General features: G+C 59.7%; 22 protein-coding genes. 12 read left to right on the forward strand and 10 right to left on the reverse strand.

Annotated elements, in window-relative coordinates; translation table 11 throughout:
- Nucleotides 1–64: 64 nt before the first annotated feature.
- The 4 genes from betT to hemF all read right to left on the reverse strand — a co-directional run bounded on the left by betT (nucleotide 65) and on the right by hemF (nucleotide 4,510).
- The gene (betT, locus tag HBN61_RS19505) at nucleotides 65–2,065 is read right to left on the reverse strand and encodes a choline transporter BetT (protein WP_170047661.1); all 2,001 of its coding nucleotides are present in this window, start codon (nucleotides 2,063–2,065) and stop codon (nucleotides 65–67) included.
- Nucleotides 2,066–2,386: 321 nt separating this feature from the next.
- Nucleotides 2,387–2,713 carry a DOPA 4,5-dioxygenase family protein gene (locus HBN61_RS19510; protein ID WP_170047663.1) on the reverse strand — a complete coding sequence of 109 codons (327 nt, stop codon included), beginning with the start codon at nucleotides 2,711–2,713 and terminating at the stop codon, nucleotides 2,387–2,389.
- A 38-nt stretch (nucleotides 2,714–2,751) separates the two neighbouring features.
- Entirely contained in the window at nucleotides 2,752–3,573 is an 822-nt protein-coding gene (gene aroE / locus HBN61_RS19515; protein WP_170047665.1) for a shikimate dehydrogenase, read from the reverse strand.
- Nucleotides 3,574–3,595: 22 nt separating this feature from the next.
- Complete coding sequence (gene hemF, locus HBN61_RS19520) at nucleotides 3,596–4,510, reverse strand: oxygen-dependent coproporphyrinogen oxidase (RefSeq protein ID WP_169962449.1); 915 nt, start codon at nucleotides 4,508–4,510, stop codon at nucleotides 3,596–3,598.
- Nucleotides 4,511–4,671: 161 nt separating this feature from the next.
- On the opposite strand from hemF, the gene HBN61_RS19525 reads away from it, so the two are divergent.
- Complete coding sequence (locus HBN61_RS19525) at nucleotides 4,672–5,649, forward strand: NADPH:quinone reductase (protein WP_094994931.1); 978 nt, start codon at nucleotides 4,672–4,674, stop codon at nucleotides 5,647–5,649.
- 63 nt (nucleotides 5,650–5,712) lie between these two features.
- On the opposite strand, the gene tsaC is transcribed toward HBN61_RS19525, so the two are convergent.
- Together tsaC and dprA are read right to left on the reverse strand one after the other, a co-directional pair.
- Nucleotides 5,713–6,270 carry an L-threonylcarbamoyladenylate synthase type 1 TsaC gene (gene tsaC / locus HBN61_RS19530; protein WP_094994932.1) on the reverse strand — a complete coding sequence of 186 codons (558 nt, stop codon included), beginning with the start codon at nucleotides 6,268–6,270 and terminating at the stop codon, nucleotides 5,713–5,715.
- Nucleotides 6,271–6,306: 36 nt separating this feature from the next.
- Nucleotides 6,307–7,413 carry a DNA-processing protein DprA gene (gene dprA, locus HBN61_RS19535; protein WP_170047667.1) on the reverse strand — a complete coding sequence of 369 codons (1,107 nt, stop codon included), beginning with the start codon at nucleotides 7,411–7,413 and terminating at the stop codon, nucleotides 6,307–6,309.
- A 567-nt stretch (nucleotides 7,414–7,980) separates the two neighbouring features.
- Between dprA and def the strand changes: the two genes are divergently transcribed.
- The 5 genes from def (at nucleotide 7,981) to HBN61_RS19560 (ending at nucleotide 12,649) form a co-directional block, all read left to right on the forward strand.
- Nucleotides 7,981–8,487 (forward strand): peptide deformylase, encoded by a 507-nt coding sequence (gene def / locus HBN61_RS19540; protein ID WP_094994934.1) that lies wholly within the window; start codon nucleotides 7,981–7,983, stop codon nucleotides 8,485–8,487.
- 173 nt (nucleotides 8,488–8,660) lie between these two features.
- Complete coding sequence (gene fmt, locus HBN61_RS19545) at nucleotides 8,661–9,626, forward strand: methionyl-tRNA formyltransferase (RefSeq protein ID WP_170047669.1); 966 nt, start codon at nucleotides 8,661–8,663, stop codon at nucleotides 9,624–9,626.
- Complete coding sequence (gene rsmB / locus HBN61_RS19550) at nucleotides 9,623–10,933, forward strand: 16S rRNA (cytosine(967)-C(5))-methyltransferase RsmB (RefSeq protein ID WP_094994936.1); 1,311 nt, start codon at nucleotides 9,623–9,625, stop codon at nucleotides 10,931–10,933. Before fmt ends, rsmB begins: the two co-directional genes overlap by 4 nt.
- Nucleotides 10,934–10,954: 21 nt before the next feature.
- Nucleotides 10,955–12,331, forward strand: a complete 1,377-nt coding sequence (gene trkA / locus HBN61_RS19555; protein WP_047278959.1) for a Trk system potassium transporter TrkA — start codon at nucleotides 10,955–10,957, stop codon at nucleotides 12,329–12,331.
- Between the two features lie 12 nt (nucleotides 12,332–12,343).
- Nucleotides 12,344–12,649, forward strand: coding sequence for a tetratricopeptide repeat protein (locus HBN61_RS19560; protein WP_094994937.1), 306 nt, complete (start codon nucleotides 12,344–12,346; stop codon nucleotides 12,647–12,649).
- Nucleotides 12,650–12,698: 49 nt separating this feature from the next.
- Here HBN61_RS19560 and HBN61_RS19565 read toward each other — a convergent pair whose 3' ends face one another.
- Entirely contained in the window at nucleotides 12,699–13,586 is an 888-nt protein-coding gene (locus HBN61_RS19565) for a lysophospholipid acyltransferase (protein WP_094994938.1), read from the reverse strand.
- Nucleotides 13,587–13,677: 91 nt separating this feature from the next.
- Nucleotides 13,678–14,235, reverse strand: a complete 558-nt coding sequence (locus HBN61_RS19570) for a DNA-3-methyladenine glycosylase I (protein WP_094994939.1) — start codon at nucleotides 14,233–14,235, stop codon at nucleotides 13,678–13,680.
- Between the two features lie 81 nt (nucleotides 14,236–14,316).
- On the opposite strand from HBN61_RS19570, the gene glyQ reads away from it, so the two are divergent.
- From glyQ to HBN61_RS19590, 4 genes are all read left to right on the forward strand, one after another.
- On the forward strand, nucleotides 14,317–15,270 hold the full coding sequence (gene glyQ, locus HBN61_RS19575) for a glycine--tRNA ligase subunit alpha (protein WP_003437964.1): 954 nt from the start codon (nucleotides 14,317–14,319) through the stop codon (nucleotides 15,268–15,270).
- A complete protein-coding gene (glyS, locus tag HBN61_RS19580) occupies nucleotides 15,267–17,321 on the forward strand; it encodes a glycine--tRNA ligase subunit beta (protein ID WP_094994940.1) in 2,055 nt (684 codons plus the stop codon). Before glyQ ends, glyS begins: the two co-directional genes overlap by 4 nt.
- Before the next feature lie 10 nt (nucleotides 17,322–17,331).
- Nucleotides 17,332–17,865 carry a D-glycero-beta-D-manno-heptose 1,7-bisphosphate 7-phosphatase gene (gmhB, locus tag HBN61_RS19585; RefSeq protein ID WP_094994941.1) on the forward strand — a complete coding sequence of 178 codons (534 nt, stop codon included), beginning with the start codon at nucleotides 17,332–17,334 and terminating at the stop codon, nucleotides 17,863–17,865.
- Between the two features lie 77 nt (nucleotides 17,866–17,942).
- On the forward strand, nucleotides 17,943–18,713 hold the full coding sequence (locus HBN61_RS19590; protein WP_169962458.1) for a lysophospholipid acyltransferase family protein: 771 nt from the start codon (nucleotides 17,943–17,945) through the stop codon (nucleotides 18,711–18,713).
- Nucleotides 18,714–18,924: 211 nt separating this feature from the next.
- Here the strand turns inward: HBN61_RS19590 and HBN61_RS19595 are convergent, their stop codons facing one another.
- Both HBN61_RS19595 and HBN61_RS19600 read right to left on the reverse strand, forming a co-directional pair.
- Nucleotides 18,925–20,547: an MFS transporter gene (locus HBN61_RS19595; protein WP_170047671.1), complete on the reverse strand. Its 1,623-nt coding sequence runs from the start codon at nucleotides 20,545–20,547 to the stop codon at nucleotides 18,925–18,927.
- 90 nt (nucleotides 20,548–20,637) lie between these two features.
- A complete protein-coding gene (locus HBN61_RS19600; protein WP_094994944.1) occupies nucleotides 20,638–22,299 on the reverse strand; it encodes a GMC family oxidoreductase in 1,662 nt (553 codons plus the stop codon).
- A gap of 137 nt (nucleotides 22,300–22,436) precedes the next feature.
- On the opposite strand from HBN61_RS19600, the gene HBN61_RS19605 reads away from it, so the two are divergent.
- Both HBN61_RS19605 and eprS read left to right on the forward strand, forming a co-directional pair.
- Entirely contained in the window at nucleotides 22,437–23,324 is an 888-nt protein-coding gene (locus HBN61_RS19605; protein WP_170047673.1) for a LysR family transcriptional regulator, read from the forward strand.
- Between the two features lie 204 nt (nucleotides 23,325–23,528).
- Nucleotides 23,529–26,462, forward strand: a complete 2,934-nt coding sequence (gene eprS / locus HBN61_RS19610; RefSeq protein WP_524539084.1) for an autotransporter serine peptidase EprS — start codon at nucleotides 23,529–23,531, stop codon at nucleotides 26,460–26,462.
- The last annotated feature ends 131 nt before the right edge of the window (nucleotides 26,463–26,593 follow it).

Consider the following 26,593-nt stretch of genomic DNA (forward strand, 5'->3'; position numbering starts at 1 on the left):
AACCGGCCGAGGTCAAGCGCGGCCCCAACCACAAGCCCGCCCATTGCGGGCGGGCTTGTCTCGATCAACGCACCAGGTGCAAGAACTGCATGTGGCGCTCGTACTGGTCGAGGATGTCGTTGATGATTTGCTCTTTGGTGTAGCCGGTCAGGTCGTAGTCCTGGCTGCCTTCACTCAAGTGCACTTCGGCCCGGTAGTAACGGCGGTTACGCAGCTCTTTGGGGCCCATGCCGCCACGGGCGAACGATGGGGTGAAGTAGCCGCGCATCTGCACCTGGTACACGAACGGGTGTTCGTCACCGTGGCCGATTTCCAGGCTCACGTTGTCGTTGGCCGGGTCAGGCTGGGTGACGACGTTAAGCCCTTTCTCAAGGAACACGGCGCTTACTTCTTCAATCGCTGGCCGCACCGTGGTGTCCATAAAGCGGTACACCTCGTCGCGTGACGGGAAGTGCACGGCCTGGCTCAAGCGCTGACGCCAGCCGCCACGCCCGCGGCGCGAAGCCGAGACCGGTGCCAGCGAGTGCATTTGCGCGATCTTCTTCTGCGACTCCAGATAGAACGCCTTGTGCAGGCCCCACATCATCAGCAACAGAATCAACGAGAACGGCAACGAGGTCAGCACCACTGCCGATTTCAGCGCATCGATGCTGCCGGAGAACAACAGCGCACTGGTGACCAGCGCGGTCATCGCCCCCCAGAACACGCGCAGCCATTTCGGGCCGTCTTCGTCAGGGTTGCCGCCACGGGCCGAGAGGGTGGACAGCACCACCGTGCCGGAGTCGGCCGAGGTCACGAAGAACACAAAACTGATGAACACCGTCACGGCGATCACGGTTTTGCTCCACGGGTAGGTTTCCAGCAGCAGGTACAGGGTGCGCGACGGGTCGTCGAGGGCCGACTGGCCAAGGGCAACCATGCCATGGTTGAGCACTTGGTCGATGGCGCTGTTGCCGAAGATCGACATCCAGGCCAGGGTAAAGCCCAGCGGGATCAGCAGCACGCCAAACACGAACTCACGGATGGTCCGGCCACGGGAGATACGCGCAATGAACAGGCCCACAAACGGCGACCATGCGATCCACCAGGCCCAATAAAAGACGGTCCAGCCACCCAGCCAGTCGCTTGGCTTGTCGTAGGCGTACACGTCGAAACTCTTGGTCGGCAGCGAGCCGAGGTAGTCACCGATGTTTTGCACCAGGGTGTTGAGCAAATGCTGGGTCGGCCCGGCAAATAGCACAAACAACAGCAGCGCGCAGGCCAGCAGCATGTTGATATCGGACATCACCCGCACGCCTTTATCGACGCCGGCAATTGCCACCAAAATGGCAGCGCCCATCATCAGCGTGATCAGGCCCACCTGCACCCATTGGGTGTGCGGCATGCCGAACAGGTAGTCGAGGCCAGAATTGAGGTGCAACACCCCAAAGCCCATATCAGCGCCCAAACCGAACACCGTGGCGATGATGCCGAAACCATCCACGGCATACCCGATCGGGCCATTGATGCGCTTGCCGATCAGCGGGTAAAGCGCCGAGCGCAGCGCCAGCGGCAGGTTGTGGCGGTACGCAAAGTACGCCAGTGCCATACCGACAAAGGCAAACACACCCCAGCCGTGCAGGCCCCAGTGCAAGAACAGCAACTGCATACCCTGACGCGCCGCCTCGGCGTTACCGGCAGGGCCTTGCGGCGGGTTGAGCATGTGCGTCAGGGGTTCGGACACGCAGAAGAAAAATAGCGTGATGCTGATCCCGGCGGCAAAGAGCATGCCCGCCCAGGACAGGTAACTGAACTCAGGTTCGTCGTGGTCGGCACCGAGCTTGATCTTGCCGTAGCCGGACAAGGCGGTGACGACCACGAAGATCAGATACAGGGTCATCGCTAGCATGTAGTACCAGCCGACCGTATTGGCCGCCCAGTTTTGTGCTGCCAGCAGCCATTCACCGGCCGCTGCGGGCATGGCAATCACCACCACCCCAAAGATCAGAATAAAGATCGCCGCGAAGTAAAAAACCGGCGGGTTCATGCGAATGGAAGACGTCTCAGACGTCAGGGGTACACTCATTGGATGTGCACCTTATAGAGGTAAAACGAGAGCAAAAAGAGCGGATTCGGCAAAGGTAAGCCTCCTGTTGTGAGCGGGCAGCGGACCACCGTTTTAAGTTGAACACGTATTCAAGTTAAACATGGATGGCCTTTTAGAACTAATCGCTGCCCACGGCTTCACGTCTAATACGTTAGCGCATGGCAAGGTATGACACATGGCCATGATCAACGTTCAGCCGTTGTCACAAGGGGCTTTCAGCGCGAAGAGGGCACTGATGAAAAAGAGGGATTTTCAGCGATGAAAAAAATTCAGAAAAAATTCTTCCCCCCGCGCATTTGATCAAAAAACAGACAAATCCAGCGGCCGAATCGCCCCCATCCAGATCGCATGTTCGGTGTGGTCCAGCAGGTCGTCTCCCGTCTCGGGGTGCAGAAACACCACCAGCCCATAGCGATGCAGCGCCAGCCACGGCAAGACCACGCCGATCAACTCCGGGCCGAATGCCAACTGGCAGCTCCAGTCGGGGTGCGGGCCGACCGGTTTTTCGTGGACGCGGCCCATGTGCAGCTTGAAAAGGCGCGTGGCTTCTTCGGCAAGTGCACGCGCCTGGTCGAGGGTCGTGGCGTCAAAATAGAGGTGGGCGTGATAGCCCTTGATGCGTTGCATGAGTGCCTCTTGAAGACGATGCCAAGGGTGGGGGCGCTTTACAGCGCCAGCAACCTGCGCAATTGAGCCAGTGCGGGGGCGGTGTCGGGGCGCACGCCGCGCCATACAAAGAAGGCTTCTGCCGCCTGTTCGGCCAGCATCCCTAACCCGTCCATGACTTGGCCTGCACCCTGTTGGACGGCCCACGCGCAAAACGGCGTCGGCTCTTTGCCATACATCATGTCGTAGCACAGGGTGTTGCCCGGCTCGATCAGGCTGCTGGCAATGGGCGGGACTTCACCGGCCAGGCTGGCCGATGTCGCGTTGATGATCAGATCCACCGGTTCGCGCAACCAGTCAAACCCACTGGCCGCCACGGGGCCAAGGTCGCTGAACAGTTCGGCCAGCCCTTCGGCTTTCTCGACCGTGCGGTTGGCGATGGTCACTGAGGCCGGGCCTTGCGCCAGAATCGGCTCCAGTGCGCCACGCACCGCGCCACCGGCGCCGAGGATGAGGATGCGTTTGCCCTTGAGGCCGAAACCCGCATTGACCGTCAAATCACGCACCAGCCCGGCGCCGTCGGTGTTATCGCCCAGCAAACTGCCATCAGCCAGTTTGCTCAGGGTGTTCACCGCGCCGGCTCGTTGCGCACGGGCACTCAGTTGGCTGGCCAGTTGGTAAGCCTGCTCCTTGAAGGGCACGGTCACATTCGCCCCGCGACCTTCTTTGAAGAACGCGGTGGCGCAGCCCTGAAAATCATCCAGCGGCGCCAGCAGGGTGTCGTACTGCATGGCCTGCCCGGTTTGCTCGGCAAACAAGCGGTGCAACACCGGCGATTTGCTATGGGCAATCGGGTTACCAAAAACGACGTAACGGTCCATCAGGCAAATTCCTCAGGCAATGTCAGGCGTTGGCCAGCCAGTCTCGGTCTTGCAGGAAGTAGTCGGTCAGGCGCGCTTCCGGGCTGCCGGGCTCGGCTTTCCAGTCGTAGCCCCAGCGCACCTGCGGCGGCAATGACATCAGGATCGACTCGGTACGGCCACCGGACTGCAAGCCGAACAAGGTGCCACGATCGTAGACCAGATTGAACTCGACGTAGCGGCCACGGCGAAACTCTTGAAACTCGCGCTGCTGCGCTGTGTATTCATCCGCCTTGCGGCGCTGAACGATCGGCAGGTAGGCGTCGATGTACGCGTCGCCGATGGCACGAATGAAGGCGAAACAGGTGTCGAAATCCCATTCGTTCAGGTCATCAAAAAACAGACCGCCAATGCCACGCGGCTCGTTGCGGTGCTTGATGTGGAAGTAGGTGTCGCACCAGGCTTTGTAACGCGGGTACACCTCGGCGCCAAACGGCGCGCAGGCCTGCTCGGCAATGCGGTGCCAGTGCACGCAGTCTTCTTCGACGGCGTAGTAGGGCGTGAGGTCGAAACCACCACCAAACCACCACACCGGCTCTTCCCCTTCTTTTTCAGCGATGAAAAAGCGCACGTTGGCGTGGGAAGTCGGCACATGCGGGTTGTGCGGGTGGATCACCAGCGACACACCCAGCGCCTCAAAACCGCGGCCCGCCAGTTCAGGGCGATGCGCGCTGGCGGACGGCGGCAAACCGCTGCCGAAGACGTGGGAAAAGTTGACGCCACCTTTTTCGATCACGTGGCCGTTTTCGATCACGCGTGTACGACCGCCGCCACCTGCCGGACGCTGCCAGGCGTCTTCAACGAAGCGCGTGCCGCCGTCTTCGGTTTCCAGAGCGTTGCAAATACGGTCTTGAAGGTCGAGCAGATAGGCTTTCACAGCCTCGGTGCGGGTAGTCATGACATCACCTTGAATAGGTCAAAGCTACGCGGCACTTCGTCAGAGCGGGGCCGGCGGCAAAGGGCCGCTAGCATAACACCGCGTCCCGCTTCCTCGCAGTTGACGAAGATCACGCTTAAGCGTTGGATGTAGCCTTCGTGAACCCAGCGAGGACAGTGCAGATGGCTAAACGTATTCAGTTTCGGGCCCACGGCGGCCCTGAAGTGCTTGAGTTTGTTGACTACTCCCCCGCCGAGCCGGGCCCGCAGCAGGTGCGGGTGCGCAATGAGGCCATCGGTCTTAATTTCATCGACACCTATTACCGCGGCGGTTTGTACCCGCTGCCCGAGCTCCCATCCGGGCTGGGCAACGAAGGGGCAGGGGTGGTGGATGCCATCGGCAGCGACGTACGCAACGTTAACGTTGGCGACCGCGTGGCCTACGGCACCGGCCCGCTGGGGGCTTACAGCGAGTTGCACGTATTACCCGCCGCAAATGTGGTGAAGCTGCCCGACGACATTTCGTGCGAAGAGGCCGCCGCCGTAATGCTGAAAGGCCTGACGGTGCAGTACTTGTTGCGTCAGACCTATGAACTCAAGGGTGGCGAAACCATTCTGTTCCACGCGGCAGCCGGTGGCGTGGGTTCGATTGCCTGCCAATGGGCCAAGGCGCTGGGCGTACAGCTGATCGGCACGGTCAGTTCTCCGAAAAAAGCGGCATTGGCCAAAAAGCTGGGTGCGTGGGCAACCATCGACTACAGCCACGAAGATGTGGCCCAACGCGTGCTGGAACTGACCGACGGTAAGAAATGCCCCGTGGTCTATGACGGTGTCGGTAAAGATACCTGGCTGACGTCCCTGGACTGCCTGTCACTGCGTGGCTTGATGGTCAGCTTCGGTAACGCGTCGGGTGCCGTGACGGGGGTGAATTTGGGGATTTTGTCGCAGAAGGGCTCGTTGTATGTGACCCGGCCAACACTGGCGTCCTACGCCAATACCCCTGAAAACCTGCAGAAAATGGCGGACGAGCTGTTCGACATGATCCGCAGCGACAATATTGTGGTGGACATCAGCCAGCGCTTTGCCTTGAAGGATGCCGCTCAGGCACAAACCGAACTCTCAGCGCGCCGCACAACCGGCTCGACCATTCTGGTGCCTTGAGTTCAAACAACCGATTGCCGCTGCCGAAGGCCTCGCAGCCTGCGACAGCGGCCCCGATTTGAATCAGGCCGGGCGAACCACGTTGCCGGTCGCCAGATCGCGAATCAGGCTCGGATTCTTACGCCCGCCCAGGTTGCCACCCAACACATGGTCAATTTGCCCACGGAAGTACTGCTCCACCTTCAGTCGCGTGCGCGCAGCCGGCAAACCCGCCGGGTTGGCTGACGTCGATACGACAGGCCCTACCAATGAACACAGTTCGCGCACCAGCGGGTGATCGCTCACGCGCAACGCCACGGTGTCGTGCACGCCAGTGATCCACTCGGGCAACAAGCCCTGATGCGGCACCAGCCAGGTGTTCGGCCCCGGCCAGGTGCTGGCCATGCGGTCGAGCCAGTCCTGCGGGAAGTCTTCAAACAGGAAGTCGAACTGATGAATATTGTCGGCAACCAAAATCAGGCCTTTATCCACAGGCCTCGACTTGATGGCCAGCAGCCGTTCTACCGCGTCCTCATCCCATGGGTCGCAACCCAAACCCCAGACAGCTTCGGTGGGATAGGCAATCACCGCGCCCGCGCGAATGGCGGTTGCGGCTTGCTGTACGCGCCAGGTGCTGATCATTGAATGTCTCCAGATATGTGCTGTGCGCAAGTGTACTTAGCTGGCGCGAGCAAACCAACGTCCACCCTCCAGGACGACGCGGCCTTCAAGCTCCAGTTCGGTCAGGGCGGCGAGCAGTGCAGGCAACGCCCAGCCGCTGGCACTGGCCAGTCCTTCGCTGGTGTAAGGCGAAGCCTGCAACAATTGCACAAGCGGATGACAACTTGGCGTAAACAATTCACCGGTTGGCACCGCCATTGAGCGCCAGCCGCGTAACCCTTCCAGAATGTGCTCGACGGTTTCCACCAGCGTAGCCCCGTCGCGGATCAATTGATGACAGCCCCGTGCGCCAGGATGGTGGATGGAACCGGGCATGGCGTACACCTCTCGTCCCTGCTCGGCGGCAAGACGCGCAGTAATCAGCGAGCCACTGGCCACACTGGCTTCAACGACCAATACGCCCAGGGATAGACCGCTGATAATGCGATTGCGCCGCGGGAAGTTGCTGGCGTGCGGCCCGGCGTCCAGCGGGAACTCTGAAACAACGGCACTGCCGCTCGCAATCATGGCGTCGGCCAGAGCACGATGGCGCTGTGGATAAAGTTTTTGCAACCCGGTGCCGAGCACCCCCACCGTCTGACCGCCGATGTCCAGCGCGGCTTGATGTGCGGCGCCATCAATCCCCAGCGCCAGACCACTGGTAATGACAAATCCGGCGCCTGCCAAGGCGCGCGAAAACGCGCTGGCGGTGTCCAGTCCCGGCCGCGAAGCGCGTCGGCTGCCGACCATTGCCAACTGGGGTTTTTCCAAAATCGACGGCTCACCTGCCACGAACAACAGGGGCGGCGCGTCGCTGAGTTCAGCCAGTAACGCCGGGTAATCGGGCTGGTCGTGGAGCAGCACGTGCTGGTTGCAGCCCTCAAGCCAGCGCAATGCAGCGCTTGCGCCGTCGCGCACCTCAACACTGCGCCGGGCTTGTGCGCAGACCGACGGCAAGCCCAACGCCCGCCACGCACTGGCAGGCGCACTCAGCGCCGAGCTGGCTGAGCCAAAGGCATTGAACAGGGTGTAAAAACGACGAGGTCCTACTTCGGGCAAGCGATGCAGGCGCAAACGCGCTTCCAGCTCGGCCGGGGAAATACGCGAACATTCAGACAGCGACATAGGATCATCCTTGATCTGTTTCAGCAGCGTTACGAAGTCAACAACCTGTGGATAACTCTGTTAACAAGTTGTTCGGGAAATTCACCCACCGGGGTGGCGGGGTGTGTCGATACCCTTGAAATACAGGGCGCATCCCCCACCTTAGTAGAACGATTCAGCCAGACACCGAAGAGGCAAAAGGCCACTTGGCAGAATCCCATGAGAAGTGGGCAATACACCTCAGGCCCTGCAAGCATCCGACTCACAATCAACGCAGGCGGGGCCTGAGTTTCAGGACCAGAAGGCAGCTGTAAAACCAGGCCACGGGTGTCATATCCGCTGACAAACGAGCCCTCACCGGTCGGTTTCAAAGTGCTACAAGCGCCAGACCGCAAGGCGTACGTACCCTGCAGCCCGGCAGCTAGTCGTTTCATCCGCGGGTGAATCCCTTTATTATGTGCGCTCGCGTGAAACGCCTGAGCCCGAGCGGGTTCTCTCTGAAAGAGACGTTTTGCACAGGTTGCCCGAGTCCTCAGGACCCACCTGACAACCGTTATTAATCTTTCATACAGTGCAGCAATTACGCCTATGGCCATCTTGAACATCCTCGAATTCCCAGACTCGCGACTACGCACCATCGCCAAGCCCGTGGAGGTTGTGGACGACGAAGTGCGTCAGTTGATCGACGACATGTTTGAAACCATGTACGAAGCGCCCGGCATCGGCCTGGCAGCGACCCAGGTCAACGTCCACAAGCGCATCGTGGTCATGGACCTGAGCGAAGACCGCAGCGCACCGATGGTCTTCATCAACCCGGCGTTCGAAACCCTGACTGACGAGATGGACCAGTACCAGGAAGGTTGCCTGTCAGTGCCGGGTTTCTATGAAAACGTAGATCGCCCGCAACGCGTCAAAATCAACGCGCTGGACCGTGATGGCAAACCGTTCGAAATGATTGCCGAGGGTTTGCTGGCCGTGTGCATCCAGCACGAGTGCGATCACCTCAACGGCAAGCTGTTCGTCGATTACCTGTCTAATCTCAAGCGTGACCGGATCAAGAAGAAGCTGGAAAAACTGCACCGCCAGAACGCTTGACCGGCCCTGCGGCTGCCGCCCACGCACGCGCCTGAGATCCCGCGCGAGGCGGCTGTGTTCCGAGGCAACACCGGTATGCCTGAAGCCCCCGCCGCCGGGGGCTGGCACGGCAGCGGATACCGGTAGTTCCCGGGATTATTCCCGCGCATTCCCCCATTCCAAGTGAGTAATCCATGACTGAGCCACTGCGCATCGTCTTTGCTGGCACCCCAGAATTCGCCGCTGAACACCTCAAGGCACTGCTCGACAGCCCTTACGAGATTGTTGCGGTTTACACCCAACCGGACCGTCCGGCCGGGCGCGGGCAAAAGCTGATGCCAAGCCCGGTCAAGCAACTCGCGCAGGAACACTCTATTGCTGTCATGCAGCCGCCCACTTTGCGTGCGCCTGAAGCCCAGGCTGAACTGGCTGCGCTCAAGCCGGACTTGATGGTCGTAGTGGCCTATGGCCTGATCCTGCCGCAAGCCGTGCTGGATATTCCACGTCTGGGCTGTATCAACAGTCACGCCTCGCTGCTGCCACGCTGGCGCGGTGCGGCGCCGATCCAGCGGGCCATTGAAGCGGGCGACAGCAAAAGCGGCGTGACCGTAATGCACATGGAGGCGGGTCTAGACACCGGCCCCATGCTGCTAACGGCCGTTACCCCTATCACGCGTGAAGACACCGGCGGCAGCCTGCATGATCGTCTGGCCGAGCTGGGCCCGCCTGCGGTGATCGAAGCCATTGCCGGCCTGGCCGCCGGCACGTTGGTTGGCGAGGTGCAGGATGACAGCCTCGCGACCTACGCCCACAAGCTGAACAAAGACGAAGCACGCATCGACTGGAATCGTCCGGCAAGTGAGCTTGAGCGACAGATTCGCGCGTTCAACCCATGGCCGATTTGCCACACCACGTTGAATGGCGAAACCATGAAGGTGCTTGCAGCAAATGTGCCTTACCTGAAGCATGAGCAAGCACCGGGAACCATTTTAGGCGCATCCAAAGAAGGCCTTCTGGTGAGCTGCGGGAAGGGCGCGTTGCGCCTGACACGCCTGCAATTACCCGGTGGCAAAGCGCTGAACTTCAGCGACTTTTTCAACAGCCGCCGTGAGAAATTCGCTATCGGCACCACCCTCGGTGAAACGGAAAAAGCCCAATGAACCCGCGTCTGGCCGCCGCCAAGGCACTGACTGCTGTTCTGAACGGCAAAGCCTCGCTCAACAGCTCATTGCCGTTACAACTGGATAAAGTCGAAGTCCGCGACCGCGGCCTGACCCAAGACCTCGCATTCGGCACGGCACGCTGGCAGCCACGCCTGTCCGCGCTGGCCAACAAGCTGTTGCAAAAGCCGTTCAAAGCAGCAGACGCCGACGTCGAGGCTTTGCTACTTGTCGGCCTGTATCAACTGCTCTACACCCGCATTCCCGCGCACGCCGCCATCGGTGAAACCGTGGGTTGCGCCGACAAGCTGAAAAAACCGTGGGCCAAAGGCCTGCTGAACGCCGTGTTGCGTAACGCCCAGCGCGAAAGCGAGGCATTGTTGGCCGAGCTGGAACACGATCCGGTGGTGCGCACGGCGCACCCGCGCTGGTTGCAAAAATCCCTGAAAGCATTCTGGCCTGAGCAATGGGAAGCCATTTGCGCAGCCAATAACGCGCATCCCCCTATGATTCTGCGGGTTAATCGTCGCCATCATCGACGTGATGCCTACCTGCAATTGCTGGCGGACGCCGGTGTCGAGGCGACGCCGTGTGTATTCAGTCAGGACGGCATCGTGCTGGCTGAAGCCTGTGACGTGCGGAACCTGCCAGGCTTCGCCGAAGGCTGGATCAGCGTGCAGGACGAAGCCGCGCAACTGGCTGCCGACTTGCTCGATCTGGCCCCCGGCCAGCGCGTGCTCGACGCCTGCTGCGCACCGGGTGGCAAAACCTGTCACATCCTTGAAGTTGAACCCACGCTGGCAGGGGTTGTGGCTGTGGATCTGGAAGCCAAGCGTCTGGTGCGTGTGCGCGAGAACCTTGAGCGCCTGGGCTTGAGTGCCGAATTGATCGCTGCTGACGGCCGCGACACCGCCACGTGGTGGGACGGCAAGCCCTTCCAGCGCATTTTGCTGGATGCGCCTTGCTCCGCGACGGGCGTGATCCGACGTCACCCGGACATCAAGCTGACACGCCAACCAGACGACATCGCCGCCCTCGCGGCCCTGCAAGGCGAGTTGCTGGACGCAATGTGGCCGACGCTCGACGTCGGAGGCATTCTGCTCTACGCCACGTGCTCGACGCTGCCGACCGAGAACACCGAGGTGATTGAAGCGTTCCTTGCCCGCACACCGGGTGCGCGTGAGCTGGACATCGCCGGGGATTTCGGCCTCAAGCAACCGCACGGGCGCCAGTTACTGGCCCAGGAAGGCGGGCATGATGGCTTCTACTACGCCAAATTGATCAAGATCGCAGCTGCTCGCGGCTAATCGAGAACAGGAAATGACGGCATGAAAATCATCATCCTCGGCGCAGGCCAGGTCGGCGGCACCCTGGCAGAGCATCTGGCCAGTGAAGCCAACGACATCACAGTGGTCGATACCGACGGCGAACGCCTGCGCGACCTCGGTGACCGCCTCGACATCCGCACCATTCAGGGCCGCGCCTCGTTGCCCAATGTGCTGCGTCAGGCAGGCGCCGACGATGCCGACATGCTGGTGGCGGTGACCAACAGCGACGAGACCAACATGGTCGCCTGCCAGGTGGCGTACTCGCTGTTCCACACCCCGACCAAAATTGCCCGGGTGCGCGAATCGGCCTACCTGAGCCGCGGTGAAGAGCTGTTCGACAACGACGCGATTCCGGTCGATGTGCTAATCAGCCCCGAGCAGGTCGTGACCAATTACATCAAACGCCTGATCGAACACCCCGGCGCCTTGCAAGTGATCGACTTTGCTGAAGGCAAAGCACAACTGGTGGCGGTGAAGGCGTACTACGGCGGCCCGCTGATTGGTCAGCAATTGCGCCAATTGCGCGAACATATGCCGAACGTGGATACACGCGTGGCGGCTATTTTCCGACGTGATCGTCCGATTACCCCCCGTGGCGATACCGTGATCGAGGCAGACGACGAAGTCTTTTTCATCGCAGCCCGCGCCAACATTCGCGCTGTGATGAGCGAAATGCGCCGCCTGGACGAGAGCTACAAGCGCATCGTGATTGCCGGTGGTGGACAGATCGGTGAGCGGCTGGCCGAGGCCATTGAAAGCCGTTATCAGGTCAAGATCATCGAAATGAGCGCTGCACGCTGCCGCTATCTGTCGGACACGCTCGACAGCACGGTGGTGCTGCAAGGCAGCGCCTCGGACCGCGACCTGATGCTCGAGGAAAACATCGCCGACGCCGACCTGTTCCTGGCACTGACCAACGATGACGAAGCCAACATCATGTCGTCGCTGCTGGCCAAGCGTCTGGGGGCCAAGAAGGTCATGACCATCATCAACAACCCCGCGTATGTGGACCTGATTCAGGGCGGCGAAATCGACATCGCAATCAGCCCTCAATTGGCCACCATCGGCACCTTGCTGGCCCACGTGCGCCGCGGCGATATCGTCAGCGTGCACTCTCTGCGGCGCGGTGCGGCCGAGGCCATCGAAGCCATCGCCCACGGTGACTCGAAGTCGAGCAAGGTCATCGGACGGCGCATCGGTGAGATCCACTTGCCACCGGGCACCACCATTGGCGCGATCATTCGTGATGAAGAAGTGCTGATTGCACACGACGCCACCGTCATCAATGCGGGTGACCACGTGATTTTGTTCCTTGTGGATAAAAAGCATATTCGCGACGTCGAGAAGCTGTTCCACGTAGGACTGAGCTTTTTCTAAGGAGCCAGACGGATGTTGGATTCACTCGAAAAGATGCTGGCCAAGGGTGTGGATAACGCATTGCTGCGTTTTGGACTGGGCAAGGGTTATCTCGACCTTGGGGATAACCTCAAGGCGGCAGAGCATCTGCAACGCTGCGTGACATTCGACCCCAAGTATTCCGCTGCGTGGAAGTTGTTGGGCAAAGCGTACGTGGCGGCAGGGGATCGGGATGCGGCGCGCTCGGCGTGGGAGCAGGGGCTTGCGGCAGCGCAGGCCCACGGCGACAAACAGGCCGAAAAAGAAATGACCGTGTTTTTGAAGAAGCTCGACAAGTAGTCACTGCCGTAACCTGCGCCAGCAACTACAAGGTCTATGGGAGGGCGCTTCAGTACCAGCGCGCTTCGCCCGGCGGACGCTTTTTGAAGCGTTTCATGCTCCACATGTACTGGCTCGGGTAAGCCCGCACATATTTCTCCACCACTTGGCTCATCGCTTTGCACGACGTTTCTGTGTCGGTGCTGTACATGGCTTCAGGCGCCGCCTCAAGAATCACTTTGAAGCCCGAGCCGTCAGGCAGGCGCAAGGCGTGCAGGAACACCCCCACGGCTTTGCCGCCCGCCAGCATGTTGGGCACAAACTTGCTGGTCAGGGCCATGGTGCCGAGGAACGGTACGAAGATACCCGCCGATTCCGCGGGCTCCGGGTCTGCCGGGATGCCGACCTGACCGCCTTTGCGCACTTCTTTGATGACACTCAGGATGCCTTCTTTGGTCGACGCCGCCACGCGGTTGCCCAATTGCACGCGCTGTTTGCGCAGCAGTTCGTCCACGGCCTTGAGCTTGGGCGGGCGGTAGAAAATGATCGGCTTGCACTGGCTGCAATAGAAGTGATTGAGCACTTCCCAGTTACCCAGGTGGCTCGTGATCCCGACCACACCCTTGCCGGAGGCCAGAGCGTCCTTGAGCACGTCCAGCCCTTCAACTTCACGCACCAGGTCGATGGAACGCTGGGCAGGCCAGATCCACGCGCAGGCGCTTTCCGTCAGGCTTTTGCCGATGTCCTTAAGGCTTTGGCCCACCAGTTGCTCACGGGCAACCGGGTCCATTTCCGGGAAGCATTTCGCGAGGTTGATCCGCACCACTTCCCGCGAACGGTTGGGCAGTTTCCACATCAGCCAGCCGATGGCCGAGCCCACACGCTGCACTGCACCCCACGGGAGCATGGCAAACACGCGCAACGCCCCGACCAACAAGGCACCTTTAAACTTTTCCACAGGGGGGTTCCCATTCAATACAAAAAACAGCGTTTGTAGTCGCGGCCGAGGCAAGCGGCTGCGACCACGGGGTTCAAGAGTGGCCAGCATTCTAACCGCCGTTTGCCAGCTCCGCGTAGCGGTAGCAGGTGGTGGCGTGGTCCATGACCATGCCACTGGCTTGCATGAAGGCGTAGCAAATGGTCGGGCCGACGAACGTGAACCCGGCTTTTTTCAAGCCTTTGCTCATGGCTTCGGCCTCGGGCGTAACCGCCGGAAACTCATGCCGTTCGGTGAAGTGATTGATCTTGGGCGTCCCTCCCACAAACGACCACAAGAACGCCACCGGGTTGTCCAACGCCAGCCAGGCCTGGGCATTGCGCCGGGCACCCGCCACTTTCAGGCGGTTGCGAATGATCCCCGGATCTTGCAGCAACCTCTCTATTTCGGCGTCGCTCATGACCGCCAGGCGCTCGGCATCAAAGCCGAACATGACCTTGCGATAGTGCTCGCGTTTCTTCAGAACCGTGATCCATGACAGGCCCGCCTGGAACCCTTCGAGCAATAACAACTCGAACAACCCGTGCGCATCGCGCAACGGCACGCCCCACTCAAGATCGTGATAGGCCATGTACAGAGGGTCATCCGAACACCAGAAACAACGTGCCATAAAGGCTCCAAGAGGTGGAGGCGCGACCGAATCGGGTATACTCCCGCTCTTTAAATCGCAGCCCAAGAAACAGGTGAATTTGTGAGCCAGCCTACGCCAGCAGTGCGTACCTTCCAAGACTTGATCCTCGCCCTCCAGCAATACTGGGCCGAGCAAGGTTGTGTGGTGCTTCAGCCCTACGATATGGAAGTGGGCGCCGGCACATTCCATACCGCCACTTTTTTGCGCTCCCTGGGCCCAGAAACGTGGAACGCCGCTTATGTGCAGCCCAGTCGTCGTCCGACTGACGGCCGCTACGGCGAAAACCCGAACCGTTTGCAGCACTACTACCAGTTCCAGGTGGTATTGAAGCCAAACCCGCCTAATTTCCAGGAGCTGTACCTGGGCTCGCTGAAACACATCGGCCTCGACCCGCTGGTGCACGACATCCGTTTCGTTGAAGACAACTGGGAATCGCCAACACTGGGCGCCTGGGGTCTGGGCTGGGAAATCTGGCTCAACGGCATGGAAGTCACCCAGTTCACCTACTTCCAGCAAGTAGGCGGTATTGAGTGCTACCCGGTAACCGGCGAAATCACCTACGGTCTTGAGCGACTGGCGATGTACCTGCAAGGCGTGGATTCCGTCTACGACCTGGTCTGGACTGACGGCCCGTTCGGCAAAGTGACCTACGGCGACGTGTTCCACCAGAACGAAGTCGAGCAGTCGACTTACAACTTCGAACACGCCAACGTCGACAAACTGTTTGAACTGTTCGATTTCTACGAAAGCGAAGCCAAGCGCCTGATCGAACTCGACCAGCCGCTGCCGTTGCCAAGCTACGAAATGGTGCTCAAGGCGTCGCACACCTTCAACTTGCTGGATGCGCGCCGGGCCATTTCCGTGACGGCTCGTCAGCAGTACATCCTGCGTGTGCGTACCCTGGCGCGTTCGGTGGCTCAGGCGTACCTCGAAGCTCGCGCCAAGTTGGGCTTCCCGATGGCACCCCCTGATTTGCGTGATGAAGTGTTGGCTAAGTTGGAGGCTGCACAATGAGTGCTCAAGATTTTCTGGTTGAACTGGGCACTGAAGAACTGCCACCAAAAGCCCTCAACACACTGGCCGAAGCCTTTCTCGCCGGGATTGAAAAGGGCCTGCAAAACGCTGGCCTGAACTTCTCTGCGAAAAAAGTCTACGCGGCGCCGCGTCGTCTGGCCGTGCTGTTGACGCAGCTCGACACTCAGCAGCCGGACCGCAGCATCAACATCGACGGCCCGCCACGTCAGGCCGCATTCGATGCTGAAGGCAACCCGACTCAGGCAGCCTTGGGTTTTGCCAAAAAATGCGGCGTTGAACTGAGCGAAATCGATCAAAGCGGTCCGAAACTGCGTTTCAGCCAGGTGATTGTAGGCAAGCCGACCGCCAGCCTGCTGCCGACCATCGTTGAAGATTCATTGAATGACTTGCCGATTCCAAAGCGCATGCGCTGGGGCGCGCGCAAGGAAGAATTCGTACGTCCGACCCAGTGGCTGGTCATGCTGCTGGGCGATGAAGTGGTCGACTGCACGATCCTTGCGCAGAAAGCCGGTCGCGACTCCCGTGGTCACCGCTTCCACCACCCTGAAAGCGTGCGTATCACCTCGCCCGCCAACTACCTTGAGGACCTGCGCAAAGCCTACGTACTGGCGGACTTCAACGAGCGCCGTGAGCTGATTGCCAAACGCGTGGCCGAGTTGGCGACGCTGCAGGAAGGCACCGCCATCGTGCCGCCAAGCCTGCTCGACGAAGTGACTGCGCTGGTCGAATGGCCTGTGCCGCTGGTGTGCTCGTTCGAAGAACGCTTCCTTGATGTACCGCAAGAAGCGCTGATTACCACCATGCAGGACAACCAGAAGTATTTCTGCCTGCTGGACGTGGATGGCAAGTTGCTGCCGCGCTTTATCACCGTGGCCAATATTGAGAGCAAAGACCCGCAGCAGATCATCTCGGGTAACGAGAAAGTCGTGCGCCCACGCCTGACGGACGCCGAGTTCTTCTTCAAGCAAGACAAGAAGCAGACGCTCGAAGACTTCAACCTGCGCCTGCAAAACGTGGTGTTCCAGGCGCAATTGGGCAGCGTGTTCGACAAAGCCGAGCGCGTGTCCAAATTGGCCGCATTCATCGCGCCGCGCATTGGCGGCGACGCCCAGCGTGCTGCTCGTGCAGGCTTGTTGTCCAAGTGCGACCTGGCCACTGAAATGGTTGGCGAGTTCCCGGAAATGCAAGGCATTGCCGGTTATTACTACGCCCTCAATGACGGCGAGCCGGAAGACGTTGCACTGGCGCTCAACGAGCAGTACATGCCACGTGGCGCAGGCGCTGAACTGCCGGGCACCCTGACCGGTGCAGCAGTGGCCATCGCTGACAAGCTCGACACCCTGGTCGGCATCTTCGGTATTGGCATGTTGCCAACCGGCAGCAAAGACCCGTATGCCTTGCGCCGTGCTGCGCTGGGAATCTTGCGCATCCTGATCGAGAAAAAGCTCGACCTCGACCTGACTGAAGCCGTGAATTTCGCGGTTACAGCGTTCGGCGCCAAGATCAAGTCGGCGGGGCTGGCGGATCAAGTGCTGGAGTTCATCTTCGACCGCCTGCGTGCGCGCTATGAAGACGAAGGCGTGGACGTGGCAACTTACCTCTCGGTACGTGCCCTGCAACCGACCTCGGCGCTGGACTTCGATCAGCGCGTGCAAGCCGTTCAGGCGTTCCGTCAATTGCCGGAAGCCGCAGCACTGGCTGCCGTGAACAAGCGCGTTTCGAACCTGTTGAGCAAAGTGGACGGCAAGGTGTCGACCCACGTTGAAGCCAAGTTCTTCGACAACGCCAGCGAGTTCTCGCTGTACTCGGCCATTCAAAAGGCCGATGAAGCGGTACAGCCGATGGCTGCCGCCCGTCAGTACAACGAAGCGTTGACCCGTCTGGCCGCTCTGCGCGAGCCGGTGGATGCATTCTTCGAAGCCGTGATGATCAACGCCGACGACGCCAATGTGCGGGCTAACCGCTACGCATTGCTGGCGCGCCTACGCGGTCTGTTCCTCGGCGTTGCCGACATCTCGCTGCTGGGCTAAGGGGCTGCTGTTGAAACTGGTGATTCTCGATCGGGACGGCGTGATCAATTACGACTCCGACGCTTACATCAAGTCTGTCGAGGAGTGGATCCCGCTCCCCGGCGCGATCGAGGCTATCGCGCAGTTGAGCAAGGCCGGCTGGACGGTGTCCATCGCCACCAACCAGTCCGGCATTGCACGCGGTTACTACGACCTCGCCACCCTGAACGCCATGCACGCCCGTCTCCGGGCGCTAGTGGCGGAGCAGGGCGGCGAAGTTGGCTTGATTGTTTTTTGCCCGCATGGGCCCGATGAGGGTTGTGCCTGTCGCAAGCCAAAACCCGGCATGTTGCGCACGATTGCCGAGCATTACGGCGTTGATTTACATGAATGTTGGTTTGTGGGCGACAGTTTGGGTGACTTGCAAGCTGCAGAAGCCGTCGGTTCACAGCCTGTTTTGGTAAAAACCGGAAAAGGCGAAAAAACGTTCGAAAAAAATCTGCCGGCTACTACCCTGATTTTTGACGATCTGGCGGCAGTTGCCGCAGAACTTATCCACACATAAGGCATTTTTGAACACCGGCTGACGTCCGTTGCCCAGGTCTGTTCACAAATGCGTTATCCGCAACGGTAAAAGCCTCTATGTCGATCCTGCAGGCCATCAGAACTTTTTTCTTTTACCTGCTGTTGGGCACCAGCTCGCTGCTGTGGTGCTCGCTGAGTTTTTTTGTCGCCCCCTTTCTGCCGTTCCGTGCGCGTTATCGTTTTATCAACGTGTACTGGTGCCGCTGTGCACTGTGGCTGACACGGGTGTTCCTGAACATTCACGTTGAGGTCAAGGGCGCAGAAAATGTCCCGCAGCGCCCGTGCGTGATTCTGGCCAACCACCAAAGTACCTGGGAGACGTTTTTTCTCTCGGCTTACTTTCAACCGCTGAGCCAGGTGCTCAAACGGGAGCTGTTGTATGTGCCGTTCTTTGGTTGGGCCATGGCCATGCTGCGCCCCATCGCCATCGACCGTGAAAACCCGAAGGCGGCACTCAAACACATTGCTAAAAAGGGCGACGAGCTGCTCAAGGACAACATTTGGGTGCTGATTTTCCCGGAGGGCACGCGGGTTCCCTACGGCACGGTGGGCAAGTTCTCACGGGGCGGTACGGCGCTGGCGGTCAACGCAGAATTGCCTGTCTTGCCGATTGCGCATAACGCGGGCAAGTACTGGCCCAAAGAGGGCTGGGCGAAAAAACCCGGCACTATTGAAGTGGTCATTGGCGAACCGATGTACGCCAACGGCACTGGCCCACGGGCAATTGCCGAACTCAATGACCGGGTTCAAGCCTGGAACGAGCAAGCCCAGCGCGACATGGGTTCCCTCCCGCCCGTGGCGGCACCGGCAGATGCATCGCTAAGCTGAGGCAAATTGTGGATAACGTGTGCACAAGTTTTGGATTTCTTTCTAAAAACGCCTGTAACTCGATGATTTAATTACTTATTTCTCGGTATGACTTTTTAGCTAAAAACGTGCATAAGTTTTTCTAAGGCACAAAAAAACCGGCGCTTTGGCCGGTTTTTTTGTGCGCTTCGTACACCGTTTTACTGTGGCCTGGGCCGGTTCACACCGCGCCCTAAACCTTATCGATGTTCACGTCTTTAGTTTCCTTGAGGCACAGCATCCCCACCACCAGACTGACCCCGGTAATCAGCACCGGGTACCACAGCCCGTAAAAGATATCGCCGGTGTACACCACCAGCGCGAACGAGACGGTGGGCAAGAAGCCACCAAACCAGCCATTGCCGATGTGGTACGGCAGCGACATCGAGGTGTAGCGGATGCGGGTCGGGAACAGTTCCACCATCACGGCTGCCAACGGGCCGTAGGTCATGGTCGCAATCAACGTCAGCATGACCATCACCAGCACCACCATCGGCTGGTTGACGGCACTCGGGTCAGCTTTCGCCGGGTAGCCCGCTGCCGAAATGGCGGCGCGCATGGCAGCTTCGTCGAAGCCCTTGATCTGCTGATCACCTACCGACACCTGCACGTCAGTGCCCGGCGCCGCCGCTTCAGAGGTGTACGGCAATCCCTGCTTCACCAGAAAGGTTTTAACCTTGTCGCACGGGCTATCGAAGCGCGCCTTACCCACAGGGTCAAACTGGAACGTGCAGGTCGAAGGGTCGGCCATCACCACAATCGGTGACTGGCGGCTTGCCGCATCAATTTGCGGATTGGCGTAGTGGCTGAGCGCTTTGAACAGCGGGAAGTACAGCACAGTTGCCAACAACAACCCCATCATCAAAATCGGCTTGCGCCCTACGCGGTCCGACAGCCAGCCAAAGAAGATGAAGAACGGCGCGCCGATCACCACACTGATAATCAGCAGCGTATTGGCCTGCGCCGGGTCCATCTTGAGCATCTGCGTGAGGAAGAACAGCACGTAGAACTGCGCCGTATAGAAGGTGACGGCCTGCCCGGCATTGATGCCGAACAACGCAATCAGCACGATCTTGAGGTTTTCCCACTTGCCGAAGGACTCGCGGATCGGTGATTTGCTGCTTTTACCTTCGGCCTTCATTTTCACGAACGCGGGCGACTCATGCATGCTCATGCGGATCCAGGTCGAAATGCACAGCAGCACGATCGACAGCAGGAATGGCAGGCGCCAGCCCCACACTTCAAACTCGTCGCCCGTCAGGTAGCGACAACCCAACACCACGACCAGCGACAGCAGCAGACCCAGGGTAGCGGTGGATTGAATCCAGCTGGTATTGAAGCCACGATTGCCGGGTGGTGCGTGCTCAGCCACATAGGTCGCAGCACCGCCGTATTCGCCACCGAGCGCCAGCCCTTGAAGCATGCGCAGCAGCACCAGCATGATCGGGGCCGCAATACCGATGCTGGCATAGGTGGGTAACAGGCCGACGGCAAAGGTAGAAAGGCCCATCAGAACGATGGTCATGAGAAAGGTATATTTTCGCCCGATCATGTCGCCCAAGCGGCCGAACACCAGTGCCCCGAACGGCCGCACCAAGAAACCGGCAGCAAAGGCCATCAGCGCAAAAATGAACGCAGTGGTGTCGTTCACCCCGGCAAAAAACTGCTTGCTGAGGACCGTCGCCAAGGCGCCATACAAGAAAAAGTCATACCACTCGAAAACCGTCCCGAGGGATGACGCAAAAATGATTTTTCGTTCTTCTCGGCCTGTCGGCGCTTTCGCGACGCTGGCCGTTTGTGCGATGGAGTCTGACATGTTCAATGTCCTCGGCCCTTGGGGCCACAGTGATTATTGTTGTTGTCCACTGTCGGTTCCGGATGACTGCGACCGAAACCACGATCGCCTTCAGGCGACCGGTGTTGCTACTGCGCGAGCGGTATCCAACGTTTTTTCCGCCAGATTGACGGGTGTTTCAAGAATCAATTGCGCAGCTTTTTCGCCAATCATCAGCGTAGGCGAACAGGTATTGCCCGACACGATATCGGGCATGATCGACGCATCGGCCACCCTTAATCCGACGACGCCGTGCACCCGCAATTGAGCATCCACCACGGCCTGCGGATCCTGCCCCATGCGGCAGGTGCCGACGGGATGGAAAATCGTCGTACCGATTCGGGCGGCCGCTTCATGCAACTGTTGCTCGGTTTGCAGTTCAGGGCCAGGCAGATATTCCTCGGGGCTGAAGCCTTGTAGAGCAGGGCTGGCGACGATGTTGCGCGTCAACCGGATGGCATCCGCCGCCACGTTTAAATCGTCGGGATGACTGAGGTAGTTGGGATCGATCAGCGGCGCATCGTCCGGGTCGGCAGAACGGATATCCACCCGGCCGCGGCTTTTCGGGCGCAGGTTGCACACTGACGCGGTAAAAGCCGGGAAGGTGTGCAACGGTTCGCCAAAGCGCTCCAGCGACAATGGCTGCACGTGGTACTGCAAATTCGCTGAAGGCTGTGCGGGGTCTGACTTCACAAACGCTCCCAACTGGCTAGGCGCCATGGCCAGCGGGCCGCTGCGATCGTAGGCGTACCGCAGCCCCATGCCCAGTTTGCCCCACAGGCTATTGGCCACCTGATTAAGGGTGCGCGCCTTGCTCAGTTTGAAGATCAGGCGCAGTTGCAGGTGATCTTGCAAGTTGCCACCGACACCGGGTAGCTCATGCTCGACCTTGATGCCCAGGCTTTCGAGCAACGGGCGCGGGCCAATCCCCGAGCGCTGCAAAATCCCCGGTGACCCTATCGCGCCAGCACACAGAATAATTTCACGCTGTGCTTTGAAGTCTTGTTCAGCGCCTTGCCAGCGAGCGCGCACATGGGTAGCACGGCCTTCGTCTAACAGCACTTTATTGACCTGAACGTCGGTCCGCACGGTCAGGTTCGGCCGTTTGAGGATCGGGCGCAAAAAAGCCTTAGATGCATTCCAGCGTACGCCTGCGCGCTGATTGACCTGAAAGTAGCCGCAGCCCTGATTGTCGCCGGTGTTGAAATCATCCACGGTCGGGATGCCGCTTTGGGCAGCAGCGTCGCGGAAAGCATCGAGGATGGGCCACGAATAACGCTGTTGTTCAACGCGCCATTCGCCGTCACTGCTGTGCATATCTGCGTTGCCGCCGTAGTGCTTTTCGCTGCGTTTGAACAGCGGCAGCACGTCTTTCCAGGCCCAGCCCGGGTTGCCCTGTTCGGCCCAACGGTCGTAATCACTCGCCTGCCCGCGCATGTAGATCATGCCGTTGATCGACGAACAACCGCCCAGTACCTTGCCCCGTGGATAACTAAGGCTGCGGCCTTGCAGCCCCGCCTGCACCTCGGTTTTAAAGCACCAGTCGGTGCGCGGGTTACCTATGCAATAGAGGTAGCCCACGGGAATATGAATCCACGGGTAGTTGTCGCGGCCACCGGCTTCGAGCAACAGCACTGAGTGAGCCGGGTTGGCCGACAACCGGTTGGCCAGCACAGAACCGGCAGGGCCTGCGCCCACGATGATGTAGTCATAGACCTGAGTCGCTGATGGCATGAAGCACCTCGCGCCTGTATTTATTTTTATTGTCCTGCCCCATCGTATTGATTAATTTCGAGATGAAAACGCGCGATTTCGCCCATGGCCTGTGCGTTTTTGCACAACACCTCTGACAGCTGCGCCCGAGGACACTCATGTTCGACTGGAATGACTTGCGGTATTTTCTGGAGTTGCAGCGCAGCGGCCGCTTATTGACCGCCGCCAAACGCCTCAACACAACCCACAGCACGGTGGCGCGGCACATTGAGACCATCGAACAGCATCTTGGGACGGCGCTGTTCGTGCAGCACGCGCAAGGGTACGAACTGACCCCGGCCGGGCAAGCGCTGCTCAAACACGCCGAAGCGATGGAAAACGTCGCACTCCTGGCTCAAGAAGAAATCACCCAGGCCATGGCGCCGCTGGGCAAGATCCGTCTGGGCGTCACCGAAGGCATCGGCATCATGTTTATCACAGCGCGTCTACGTGGCCTGTTTGAGCGCTATCCGGGTCTGGAGGTGGAACTGGTGGCGGTGCCGCGCTTTGTCAGCATTCTTAACCGTGAGGCCGAAATCAGCATCCATCTGGAACGGCCTAACGCCGACCTGTTGATTACCCGCAAACTCACGGATTACACCCTCGGACTTTATGCCAGCCCCCTGTATCTGGAGAGGGCACCCGCGCTAAAGGATCGCGATGACCTGACCCATCACTATTGGATTGGTTATGTCGACGACCTGTTGTTCAGCCAGGAACTGCTGTTTCTCAATACGTTCTGCCGCACCCCGACCGTGACGTTTCGCAGTACCAGCGTGATCGCTCAGCAACAGGCGGCCCGTGCGGGGTTGGGCATTGCCGTACTGCCCAACTACATGGCCCGCCACGACCCTGACCTGGTGCGGGTCTTGCCACAGGAGTCGGTACAACGCAGCTACTGGATCAGCACCCGTCGCGAGTTGCACAAATCTGTGCGGTTGCGCGTGGTGTGGGATTTTTTACTGGAGTTATGCACAGCCGAACAGCACACCCTGCTGGCGCCCTGATCGGGACGACGCCGTGTTGGGGCTGTGGATATCTTCCAAAAACGCGAAACAGCCCACAGCTCGGGGTTAAATCCGGCAGAGACCAGCACCCTGTTCTAGAGTCACGCCCTTAAACAGGGACTTCGCGATAGAAGCCTGCGCTCTAATAACGATAAGAAGTGAGCTTTTATGAACAGGGACGTTCGTCGTGGCAGCGCCGCGCCTATGCTATGTGCCAGCCTGCTGGTGATTCTTTCTACCCCGGCCCGGGGGATGTACCAGGAACAGGGCACACTGGGCGATGCGGCGAGCTGGCGCTCTGCCGAGTACTTGCAAGACTGGGGGCTTAAGCGACTTTCGGCCGATGCGGCGTACGCGGCGGGTGTTACCGGGGCAGGGGTCAAAATCGGCGTCATGGACTCGGGATTTGATCCGGGGCATCCCGAAGCTACCCGCTTCCATCCCGTGATAGCCAGTGGTCAGTCAGCAGACGGCACGCCGTTTGCTGTCAGCGGTGTGCTCAACCCGCGTAACGATTCCCACGGCACCCACGTCACCGGCACCATCGCTGCTGCTCGGGACGGTGTCGGCATGCACGGTGTGGCCTTCAATGCCGATCTGTATGTGGCCAATACCAATCAGAACGACAGTTTTCTATTCGGCCCCCACCCGGATGCGCTGTATTTCAAGGCCGCCTATAACGCGTTGGCGGACGCAGGCGTGCGGGCGATCAACAACAGTTGGGGCAGCCAGCCCAAAGATGTGAACTATCAAACCCTCGATGGCCTGCATGCAGCTTATGCACAGCACTACAACCAGAGCACCTGGCTGGATGCCGCTGCAGATGTGTCGCGTCGGGGAGTGATTAATGTATTCAGCGCCGGTAACAGCGGGGTGGCCAACGCCAGCGTGCGGTCGGCGTTGCCGTACTTTCAACCCGATCTTGAAGGACATTGGCTGGCAGTCTCCGGGCTGGATAAAAATAACCAGCAAAAGTACAACCAGTGCGGCATCGCCAAGTATTGGTGTATCGCCACCCCCGGCGCATTGATCAACAGCACCATCCCGGGGGATGGCTACGGGGTGAAATCCGGGACGTCAATGTCGGCACCGCACGCCACGGGCGCTCTGGCGCTGGTGATGGAGCGCTATCCGTACCTGAACAACAGACAAGCCCTCGACGTCTTGCTGACGACCTCCACCCAACTGGACGGCTCGCTCACTCAGACGCCGAATGAGCGGGTAGGTTGGGGCGTGCCGGATCTGGACCGGGCCATGAAAGGGCCGGGGCAGTTGCTCGGGACGTTTGATGTGCAATTGGCCAACGGCCAACACGACGTGTGGAGCAATAACCTGACTGATACCGCGCTCGCCTACCGTCAGCAAGAAGACGCGGCCGAGCATCAAGCGTGGCAACAAACCCTGATCGACAAGGGCTGGACCCAAGGCCTTGCGAGCAGCGCCAGCCAGCAAGATCAAACCGATTACGCGATAAGCACAGCCCGCGATGCCGCCGCCGCACAACGCGAATACCAAGGCAGCCTGATCAAGTCCGGGGCGGGCAGCCTCACGCTGACCGGCGCCAATACGTACCGTGGCGCCACCACCGTCAATGACGGCCGACTCAACGTTAATGGCTCAATCACATCGCCTGTGACCATCAACGGCAGCGGCTCGTTGGGTGGATCGGGCAGCGTTGGCAGTTTAATCGCCAACACGGGCGCGACTGTGGCCCCGGGCAACTCGATTGGCGCGCTCAGCGTCGCGGGTGACGTGACCTTTAAGTCCGGCTCGACGTACGCCGTTGAGTTATCCCCAACCCAAAGCGACCGCCTTGTTGCGGGCGGTAAAGCCACACTGGAGGGTGGCACTGTGACACTGGCGCTGGAAAACACCCCAGGCCTGCTCACCCAGCCGCAAGCACGCAGCCTGTTGGGCCGCCCGTATCAAATCCTGCAAGCCGCGGGCGGTATTGAAGGGCAGTTCGCCAGTGTCATGCCCAACTTCCTGTTTATCGGGGCGAACCTCAACTACTCGGCCACCGCCGTGCAGATGGACATTGAGCGCAATGCGACCTCGTTTGCCGCAGTTGGCGCTACACCGAACCAGCGCGCTGTGGCCGCCGCCAGTGAACAACTGGGCGCCGGCAATGCGGTGTATGAAAGCGTCTTAAGCGCACCGTTGATCGCGGTGGCTCAAAGCGCGTTTCAGCAGTTGTCAGGGGAAATCCATCCGGCATTGGGCACGACGCTGATCAACGACAGCCGCCATTTGCGGGAGGCAGTGGGTGAACGCCTCAACCCGGCAGACGCCTACAACGCGTCGCACGCCGCGCCTGAGGTGTGGTTTAAAGCGCTGGGTGCGTGGGGCAAGACCGATTCACGTCATGACACGGCGGATTACACCACCTCACTAGGTGGGGCAGTGGCAGGCGTGGACGGCGCATTAAATGACGAAACCCGGCTCGGCCTGCTGGGCGGTTACAGCGACAGCTCGCTGAACATGGGCGCAGGCACGCACTCGCGAGCGACGGTGGACAGCTATCACATTGGCGCCTACATCGGGCATGCTCTGGGCGACGTACGCCTGAGCGGCGGCGCAACGTACAGCTGGCACCGTGCCGATGTAAAACGCGATGTGCAGTACAACAACAGCACCGCCAAACAAAAAACCAAACGTGACGCGCAAACCGTGCAGGTGTTTACCGAAGCGGCCTATCGCGTGGACTTGCCTGCGGTGGGATTAGAACCGTTCGCCAATCTGGCGTACATCCACCTGAACAGTGAGGGGTTCACCGAAAAAGGGGATGCCACCGCACTCAAAGGCAGCCGCGATCAACGCGACGCCGTCCTTAGCACGTTAGGTCTGCGGGCATTGAAAACGGTGCATATCGCGCAGCAGCCGCTGGATCTGGCGGGCAGCTTGGGCTGGCAGCACAACCTCAGCGCAGTCGATTCCGACACCCATTTGCGCTTCGCCTCGGGCGGGCCGCGCTTCACCGTTGAAAGTTCGCCGCTGGTACGGGACGCCGCACTCATCGGCGCGCACGCCAGCCTCGCGATCAACCGCGACCTGCGCATCAACCTGGATTACAGCGGCCAATTGGCGAATCGGGAAAAGACCCACGGCGTGGGCCTGAGCCTGAATTGGCAGTTCTGATTTCACCCCTTTCGTCACCACCCTTTGCCTAGAGGCACAGGGCTCATCTGCACTTCACCAAGGAAGGTCATTAAATGGACGTAACACGTGGGCAGCTTTTGCCTGTAGTAAAAGTCAGTACGCTGCCGTTT

The sequence above is a fragment of the Pseudomonas sp. WS 5071 genome (genome assembly GCF_012985765.1).
Classification (GTDB): Bacteria; Pseudomonadota; Gammaproteobacteria; order Pseudomonadales; family Pseudomonadaceae; genus Aquipseudomonas; species Aquipseudomonas lundensis_A.

What these genes read in the sequence shown, in the direction of transcription:
- HBN61_RS19605 (WP_170047673.1), top strand. Translation starts at nt 22,437, where the DNA reads ATGTTCGACTGGAATGACTTGCGGTATTTTCTGGAGTTGCAGCGCAGC.
- dprA (WP_170047667.1), bottom strand. Translation starts at nt 7,413, where the DNA reads ATGTCGCTGTCTGAATGTTCGCGTATTTCCCCGGCCGAGCTGGAAGCG.
- HBN61_RS19600 (WP_094994944.1), bottom strand. Translation starts at nt 22,299, where the DNA reads ATGCCATCAGCGACTCAGGTCTATGACTACATCATCGTGGGCGCAGGC.
- tsaC (WP_094994932.1), bottom strand. Translation starts at nt 6,270, where the DNA reads ATGATCAGCACCTGGCGCGTACAGCAAGCCGCAACCGCCATTCGCGCG.
- fmt (WP_170047669.1), top strand. Translation starts at nt 8,661, where the DNA reads ATGACTGAGCCACTGCGCATCGTCTTTGCTGGCACCCCAGAATTCGCC.
- HBN61_RS19525 (WP_094994931.1), top strand. Translation starts at nt 4,672, where the DNA reads ATGGCTAAACGTATTCAGTTTCGGGCCCACGGCGGCCCTGAAGTGCTT.
- HBN61_RS19510 (WP_170047663.1), bottom strand. Translation starts at nt 2,713, where the DNA reads ATGCAACGCATCAAGGGCTATCACGCCCACCTCTATTTTGACGCCACG.
- HBN61_RS19590 (WP_169962458.1), top strand. Translation starts at nt 17,943, where the DNA reads ATGTCGATCCTGCAGGCCATCAGAACTTTTTTCTTTTACCTGCTGTTG.
- def (WP_094994934.1), top strand. Translation starts at nt 7,981, where the DNA reads ATGGCCATCTTGAACATCCTCGAATTCCCAGACTCGCGACTACGCACC.
- trkA (WP_047278959.1), top strand. Translation starts at nt 10,955, where the DNA reads ATGAAAATCATCATCCTCGGCGCAGGCCAGGTCGGCGGCACCCTGGCA.
- HBN61_RS19570 (WP_094994939.1), bottom strand. Translation starts at nt 14,235, where the DNA reads ATGGCACGTTGTTTCTGGTGTTCGGATGACCCTCTGTACATGGCCTAT.
- eprS (WP_524539084.1), top strand. Translation starts at nt 23,529, where the DNA reads ATGCTATGTGCCAGCCTGCTGGTGATTCTTTCTACCCCGGCCCGGGGG.
- glyS (WP_094994940.1), top strand. Translation starts at nt 15,267, where the DNA reads ATGAGTGCTCAAGATTTTCTGGTTGAACTGGGCACTGAAGAACTGCCA.
- rsmB (WP_094994936.1), top strand. Translation starts at nt 9,623, where the DNA reads ATGAACCCGCGTCTGGCCGCCGCCAAGGCACTGACTGCTGTTCTGAAC.
- HBN61_RS19595 (WP_170047671.1), bottom strand. Translation starts at nt 20,547, where the DNA reads ATGTCAGACTCCATCGCACAAACGGCCAGCGTCGCGAAAGCGCCGACA.
- betT (WP_170047661.1), bottom strand. Translation starts at nt 2,065, where the DNA reads ATGAGTGTACCCCTGACGTCTGAGACGTCTTCCATTCGCATGAACCCG.
- hemF (WP_169962449.1), bottom strand. Translation starts at nt 4,510, where the DNA reads ATGACTACCCGCACCGAGGCTGTGAAAGCCTATCTGCTCGACCTTCAA.
- aroE (WP_170047665.1), bottom strand. Translation starts at nt 3,573, where the DNA reads ATGGACCGTTACGTCGTTTTTGGTAACCCGATTGCCCATAGCAAATCG.
- HBN61_RS19560 (WP_094994937.1), top strand. Translation starts at nt 12,344, where the DNA reads ATGTTGGATTCACTCGAAAAGATGCTGGCCAAGGGTGTGGATAACGCA.